At 35.3% G+C, this 7,840-nt stretch carries 7 protein-coding genes; 2 read left to right on the forward strand and 5 right to left on the reverse strand.

From position 1 onward, the window contains the following. Positions 1–93: 93 nt before the first annotated feature. From QMA06_RS14730 to folE, 5 genes are all read right to left on the reverse strand, one after another. Positions 94–597, reverse strand: a complete 504-nt coding sequence (locus QMA06_RS14730) for a DUF192 domain-containing protein (protein ID WP_290207665.1) — start codon at positions 595–597, stop codon at positions 94–96. Further along, positions 597–1,421: a prolipoprotein diacylglyceryl transferase gene (gene lgt / locus QMA06_RS14735; RefSeq protein WP_290207666.1), complete on the reverse strand. Its 825-nt coding sequence runs from the start codon at positions 1,419–1,421 to the stop codon at positions 597–599. Before lgt ends, QMA06_RS14730 begins: the two co-directional genes overlap by 1 nt. A gap of 156 nt (positions 1,422–1,577) precedes the next feature. Beyond that, a complete protein-coding gene (gene yidD, locus QMA06_RS14740) occupies positions 1,578–1,856 on the reverse strand; it encodes a membrane protein insertion efficiency factor YidD (RefSeq protein WP_290207667.1) in 279 nt (92 codons plus the stop codon). A 9-nt stretch (positions 1,857–1,865) separates the two neighbouring features. Beyond that, entirely contained in the window at positions 1,866–3,347 is a 1,482-nt protein-coding gene (gene cysS / locus QMA06_RS14745) for a cysteine--tRNA ligase (RefSeq protein WP_290207668.1), read from the reverse strand. A 131-nt stretch (positions 3,348–3,478) separates the two neighbouring features. Then, complete coding sequence (gene folE, locus QMA06_RS14750) at positions 3,479–4,156, reverse strand: GTP cyclohydrolase I FolE (RefSeq protein ID WP_290207669.1); 678 nt, start codon at positions 4,154–4,156, stop codon at positions 3,479–3,481. Positions 4,157–4,353: 197 nt separating this feature from the next. On the opposite strand from folE, the gene QMA06_RS14755 reads away from it, so the two are divergent. Together QMA06_RS14755 and QMA06_RS14760 are read left to right on the forward strand one after the other, a co-directional pair. Next, positions 4,354–4,815, forward strand: coding sequence for a hypothetical protein (locus QMA06_RS14755; protein WP_290207670.1), 462 nt, complete (start codon positions 4,354–4,356; stop codon positions 4,813–4,815). Positions 4,816–4,914: 99 nt separating this feature from the next. Beyond that, positions 4,915–7,840: PKD domain-containing protein (locus QMA06_RS14760; RefSeq protein WP_290207671.1), on the forward strand; the 2,926-nt coding region annotated here is incomplete at its 3' end.

The following is a 7,840-nucleotide window of genomic DNA, read 5'->3' on the forward strand; positions in this document are numbered from 1 at the left end:
CAAATAATGCTTTTGTCGTTTGAAGACTGTGGGTTTAAAGTAGTAAGACCTATCTTCTGGCCTAGAAGTATGGGGATACTAAACGCTATAGGCTCATTCATTGATCGTTGTGAAACTAACCTTATCTCCTGTACTAAGTCCCCAAGTATCGGAGAGTCCACCGTATATTTCTAACACATATTTCGCTGGCGCTTCAGAAGGAAGCGAAGTTTCACTCATTGGCTTAGCGTTCTTTTGAAAGCTAACAATGGTTTGGTCTTCATTTATATAAATAATGTCTAAAGGAATCTTAGTGTTTTTCATGTAAAAACTTCGCATTTGAACATTTGGAAATATAAACAACATCCCATGATTGTTTTCAAGCTTGGTTCTATACATTAAACCAGTTTGGGTTTCGTATTCGTTATCGGCAATTTCAATATCTATAGTTTTTATGATAGAATCTGAATCGGCCTTTATAAGACTTAAAGTCCCTTCTTTCTTAAAGCTGACAACGACCTTATCTTCAGGTTTAGTTGTTTTTTCTTCTTTACAAGAGGAAAGAAAGACGAGTCCGAAAATGACAAGGATAGATTTTATAAACAGTTGAAATCGCATTAGCTTAGTTTTGTTTTAGGTTTATACATAAACATAAAGTACAACCCGATTAATATAAATGGAATACTTAAAAGCTGACCTGTATTAAGTGCCCATTCTGCGCGTTCAATATTTTGAGCTTCTTTTACAAATTCCACAAAGAACCTTACCGTCCAAAGTAATACCAGAAACAGCCCGAACAAGAAACCTTGTTGTTCCGATTTTTTTGTTTTCCAATAGAAATAGAACAGTGCTAAAAACACAAAAATATAGCAGAATGCTTCGTATAATTGTGCAGGATGCCTTGGTTCAGTTTCACCTAATTGTTTAAAAACAACACCAAAATCACTTCCGGTGTATTTTCCTATAATTTCAGAATTTATAAAGTTTCCTATTCTTACAAATACAGCTCCAGAAGCTACTGGGATCACCACTCTATCCAAAATCCAAATAACGGATTTATTTAAAACTTTTTTATTATAGAGATACATAGAAATAATCATACCTATAGCAGCACCATGACTCGCTAAACCTTGAAAACCTGTAAACTCAAATCCGCCAGCGAATTTAAATGGTAAAAAGATGCTAAAAAAATCTTCCGTAATAAGTTCTGGCTGATAAAAAATGACATGGCCCAATCTGGCACCTAGCATAATGCCTAGAACAGAGTAAATAAATAAAGAATCTAAAGATTCTTCAGATTGGCCTTCGTTTTTGTAAATACGCTTGGTGATTTGGAAACCCAATAAAAAGGCGGCAATCCACATAAGACTGTAAAAATGAAGTTTAAAAAAACCTAAATCAAGAAATTTAATAGGATCCCAATCAATCTGTAATAAAAACATAGAAAATTTTTTATTCGGTAAATATAATATTTTGAAGAGTATTGAAAACAGGATTAACGTAATATTAATCCTTTACTTAGTTGAAGGTTGATGAAGTTATAATTTTGAATTGAATTGAAAATTTAACTGTAGGATTAATATTGTATCGTTATACCATTATTTTTCTTGATTGCGACTGTCTTTTTGAGAGGACTTTTGGGGTGTATTTTCTTTAGAAGGAACAGGGTCAATTCCACTACCGCCCCAAGGATGACAACTAAATATTCGTTTTACCGCTAACCATCCACCTTTAAAAAAACCATGAACTTCAAGGGCTTCTTTGGCGTAATGAGAACATGTGGGCTGATATCTGCACGTTGCAGGAGTGAATGGGGAGATAAATGTTTGATAGAACTTAATCAATAATAGAAACGGATATGCTAATATTTTTGTCACAATTAAGGATTAATTCGTTGTGAAAGTCGTGCCTTCTCTACTGTCATTTAATTGAATACCTGCTTCAGCTAAATCGTCCCTAATTTTATCAGATAAAGCAAAATCCTTGTTTAAACGAGCCTCTTTTCTAAGGTTGATTAATATTTCAACTGCTCCAGCTAATTTTTCAGTTCCTGTATTTTCTTTAGACATATTAACCAAACCAAGCACATCGAACACAAAGGTTTCAATCGTGTCCTTCAAAATTTTTAAATCATCATCAGTTACGCTTGCGCTACCATCTTTTACTTGATTAATGAACCTAACAGTTTCAAACAATGTAGCGATTAAGATGGGCGTATTAAAATCATCATTCATGGCATCGTAACATTTCTGCTTCCAATCAGTAATATTGAAAGAAGACGAAGCCGTCGTCTTTAAATTGTCAATTAAACCAATGGCATCCATAAGTCTATGGAAACCTTTTTCTGCCGCTGCTAAACCATCGTCTGTTAAATCTAAAACACTACGGTAAGACGCTTGCATTATAAAAAATCGAATAACACTTGGACTGTAGGCCTTAGACATGATATCATTTTTTCCAGAAAGTAATTCAGCTGGATTGATATAATTGCCTGTTGATTTACTCATGCGAGAGCCGTTGAGTTCTAACATATTGGCATGCATCCAATATTTTACGGGAGCTTGTCCCTTAGCAGCTTGGTTTTGAGCAATTTCACATTCGTGATGTGGAAATTTTAGATCCATGCCACCACCATGAATATCGAAATATTCACCTAAGTATTTGGTGCTCATTGCAGTGCACTCTAAATGCCACCCGGGAAAACCATCGCTCCAAGGGGAAGGCCAACGCATAATATGGGTGGGTTCTGCTTTTTTCCAAAGGGCAAAATCTTGGGGATTTTTCTTATCACTTTGCCCATCGAGTGCGCGTGTATTGTGTATTAAATCTTCTAACTTTCGCTTACTTAAAATACCATATTCATTAGATTCATTGTATTTATGCACATCAAAGTACACTGAACCGTTCACCGTATAAGCAAAACCATTATCAATAATCGACTGAATTAATTCTATTTGTTCAATAATATGACCCGTTGCCGTCGGTTCAATACTGGGCGGTAAAAAATTAAAAGTATTAAGTACATTATGAAAATCTACAGTATAACGCTGTACAATTTCCATAGGTTCAATAGCTTCTAATCGGGCTTTTTTAGTGATTTTGTCCTCACCAATATCTCCATCATTTTCCAAATGACCGGCATCTGTTATATTTCGTACATAGCGTACTTTATAACCTAAATGCTTAAGGTAACGAAAAATCATGTCGAAAGACATAAAAGTCCTCACATTACCCAAATGTACATTGCTGTAAACGGTTGGGCCACAAACATACATGCCAACATAACCTTCTGTTATTGCTTGAAAAACTTCTTTTTCTCCTGAAAGCGTATTGTAGATTTTTATTTGATTTGAATTATAAAGTTGCATTATAAATTGTGGTTTGGAGTGAAGTTGCTCGATTTTAAAAGTTTTAAAACTTTTCTTAATCTATATAAAGCGAATATTAGTTGAAAGATTATGTAGTTAAATACAAAAATTTTTTGTCTAACTGTTGGCAATTAAAACTGGGTTTCTAATTTAATATAATCCAAAAATTCGCGTCGCGTTTCTAAGTTTTTAAATTTACCACCAAATTCTGAAGTTACCGTGCTGCTTTCAATATCTCTAATGCCACGAGAATTTACACATAAATGTTTAGCATCAATGACGCATGCCACATCTTCAGTGTTTAAAACAGATTGTAATTCTTTTACAATTTGAATGGTTAATCGTTCTTGAACTTGTGGTCTTTTAGCAAAATAATCGACAATGCGATTCATTTTAGATAACCCAACAACATTTCCGCTAGAAATATAAGCCACGTGTGCACGTCCTACGATAGGTAATAAATGGTGCTCGCAGGTAGAGTAAACAGTGATGTTTTTTTCAACTAACATTTCACCATACTTATATTTATTATCAAACGTAGAGGCGTTTGGTTTTTTATCGGGATCTAAACCTCCAAAAACTTCATTGACAAACATTTTGGCAACTCTATTCGGTGTTCCTTTTAAACTATCATCGTTTAGATCTAAACCTAAGGTTTCTAAAATATGCTTTACATCAGCTTTTATGAGCTCAATTTTATCACTTTTAGATAATTCAAACGCATCTGCTCTTAATGGAGTATCGCTCGATGTGCCAATATGGTCATCTCCGATGGCATCAATATCATTAAAATCACTTTCAATTTTCATTATATAATAATTGGTTATCAGTTTTTAAAAACGAATGGCAAAGATAAGCAATAAAAATAGTTTCGGTAAGGTAGGAGTTTTAATATTACAACTGTTATATATATAAATCCGTTAAACTGTCAATATCGTTAGACGATTTAACATTGGTTTACTTAAAAATTTCTTAATTTTCGAAACTTTAAAAATCCATTAGAACGATGAAAAACCTATTGATTATTCTTGCGCTGATACTCATACCCTTAAGTGTGTGCAGTCAACAATCAGAACAAAGCAATCCACTTCCTTTAGCAAAATTTAACAATAATGTTAAAATTCCATTAACATCAAAAGAACGATCTCAGATTATTGAAGTATATGGTGAATATGCGGATAAATATGTGTTCAATAATGACCAACGCTTAAGAAGTATCAAACATATTCTTAGAAATAGGGTTGAAATTAAATTAATAACAGACAAGAATAATAGAAAGGCATGTACTAAATTATCTGAAGTCACTATTTTAGATGGTTTTGTGTCAGAATTAGAGCGGGATGAAACTTTTAATCCTAATAATTTTAATCCTTTGAAATATAATTTTGAATTCCACTCAAGAGCTGCAGCGATGTATCAAGTTGATGGCACTAACTATTATATAACAATAAAGTCACAATATCAATAAAACTTCTAAGCTCAAAAAGTATTCTATTATCGCTATCGAAATAATTAATTAGCATTAGCGTACAATATGCGTTGTTTTGAGCTCTTTAAAATCAAACACATGAAACATTTAATTACTATAATTTCTTTATTGTTTTCCTCAATATTGTTGGCTCAAGATGTAACTATGCAAACTGTAACCGTTAACCAATGTGGTGGGGTTTTTTATGATTCAGGAGGAGAATTTGGCAACTACGGTGACGATGAGGATTTTGTAATAACAATTTGTCCAGAAAACCCTGGTCAAAAAGTTGTATTAAATTTTACGGAATTTGGTACGCAGTTAAATCAAGATGTAATGTCTATTTTTAATGGAGACTCAACCGCTGCGGATAGTTTCGGTGATTTCTCTGGCAATACAAGTCCTGAGTTAGTACAAGCCACTGCAGATAATACTTCGGGTTGTATCACCATTCAATTTGTTTCTAATGCTTCTGGAAATATAGCTGGTTGGGCCGCCGATATCTCGTGTTTAACTCCGTGTCAAACTATTAATTCTCAAATAGATTCTACATCTCCTGCTCCAAATGGTGATGGATATATTAGAGTATGTCCTAATGAGGAAATTACTTTAAATGGTAGTGGGGATTTTTCAATTGATGGAACTGGTGCTACTTACGAATGGGATCTAGGAGACGGTAATACGGTTTCAGGTCAAACAGCTACGTTTTCTTATCCTAACCCTGGAGTGTATATTGTGAATTTGAATATCCGTGATGCGAATACGTCTATAGATCCTTTAGGATGTGATAATAATAATTTGATTAATCAGGTTATTCAAGTGGCTACGGAGCCAGATTTTACGGGTACGGAAGCAGCTAATACTACTTTGTGTTTTGGCGAAAGTACTGATATTACAGGTAATGTTGAAGCTGTTGAGTATATTAATGATTGTACCCCTCCTGTTAGTGGTGTAACATTTTTGCCCGATGGAAATGGGGTAACTTATGAAACGTCTATTACTGTAGATTGTTATGATTCTGCTCAAACATTATCAGATCCGAGTCAATTGGTTAGTATCTGTTTAACTATGGAGCATTCTTATTTAGGTGATTTAGATATTGAAATAATTTCCCCTAATGGACAGGTTGTTAGAATGCACGATCAAGGCGGAAACTCTGCTAATTTAGGAATTCCATGGGCTACAGGAACTGTTGACGGAAATAGTAGTAATACAACTCCAGGGACGGGTACACGATATTGTTTTGTGCCTTCGGGTGGGTTTCCTACTTTGGTTGGAGGTATTCAATCGGGTGGTGAATTTCCTGACGGAGATACTCAAGACACGTATACTGATTCTTTTGTGCCGGCAGGAAATTATAGTTCTATAAACTCTTTAGATGGTCTTTTAGGTTCTCCACTTAATGGTGATTGGACCATTAGAGTTGTTGATAATCTTTCAGCTGATAATGGACATGTTTTTGCTTGGAGTATTGAATTTGACCCAAATTTACAGCCCCCTGAACTTTCTTTTACACCAGTAATTGAATCAGAAGCATGGGATACGGATGCTACTATTACAAATACAGTTGGAAATGTTATAACGGTTACACCACCATCAGCTGGTCAGTTTTGTTATATGTATAGAGTTACTGATGATTTTGGTTGTGAATATATGGAAGAGGTATGCATAGATGTATTACCTGAGATAGTTACTGAGACACCAAATAATTTATTTGTTTGCGATACCGGTATTCCACCTTATATTTTTGATTTAACTATGAACTCAGATGTCATACTTTCAAGTGCTTCAAATATTTCAGATTTGGTGGTTACTTACCACAATTCACTTGCGGATGCTGAGGCTGATGCGACTGAAATTTCAGATTCAGATGTTTACGTAGGTGTAGATGGTGAGGCCGTATTTGTAAGAGTAGAATATTTAGATTCGGGATGTTATGAGGTGTTGAACTTTAATTTAAATGTAGTGGGACAACCTACAATTAATCCAGCTTCGGATATGATTTTATGTGATGACGATAGTAATGATGGAATTGCTGAGTTTGATCTTAGTAGTCAATCGTCGACAATTTTGGGTAGTCAACCGTCATCAGATTTTACAGTAAGCTACCATTTAAATTTTCAAGATGCCGATTTAGGGGACAATGCCCTACCGTTAAGTTATACGAACACCATTAACGGACAGCCCATATATGTAAGAGTAGAAAGTGCATCAGATTCCAATTGCTACAATGCGTCTCCAGCCCCTATTTTCAATCTTGTAGTGAATACTAGAGCCATCGCTAACACTCCAGATAATATGATTGCTTGTGATGATATTAGCGGAGATGGTATAGAGGATTTCGATCTCAGTACCCAAGAAGCCGCTATTTTAGGAGGGCAAGATCCGGCGATTTATAATGTCACCTTCCATAGCACCCAAGCAGGCGCAGCGGATAATCAAGATTTACTACCGACCATTTATACCAATACAAGTTCACCCAACCAAGATACAATTTACGTACGCGTAGAGGATCCCGCGTATCCCGATTGTTATGGCACCACCTCGTTTAATCTTATCGTTAATCCATTACCAACAGCCATAACTCCCACAGCATTAGAAGTCTGTGACGATGGCACCCCAGATGGATTAACAGAGATGGATCTGAGTTTAAAAAATTCAGAAATTACAGGCAATAACTCTAATTATGCGGTAAGCTATTATGAAACTCTAGCCGATGCACAGACAGATACTGCGGCATTGCCAATGCTGTATACTAATTTGAGCAACGGTCAGACTGTTTTTGCACGAGTACAAGATAGCAATACCGGTTGTTACACCACCACTACTTTAGAGTTGCTTGTAGAACAAGCACCAATAGCATTCATGCCACAACCCTTAAGATATTGTGATCCAGATAATGATGGTTTTGGTCTTTTTACCCTTACGGATGTAGATGATGAGATTACGGGAGGCGCTTCGGGTCTAGAGGTCACTTACCATGAAACCCAGACCAATGCCAATAATGGAGTAAATGCCATAGATA

This window comes from Winogradskyella bathintestinalis (genome assembly GCF_030407435.1).
Lineage (GTDB): Bacteria > Bacteroidota > Bacteroidia > Flavobacteriales > Flavobacteriaceae > Winogradskyella > Winogradskyella bathintestinalis.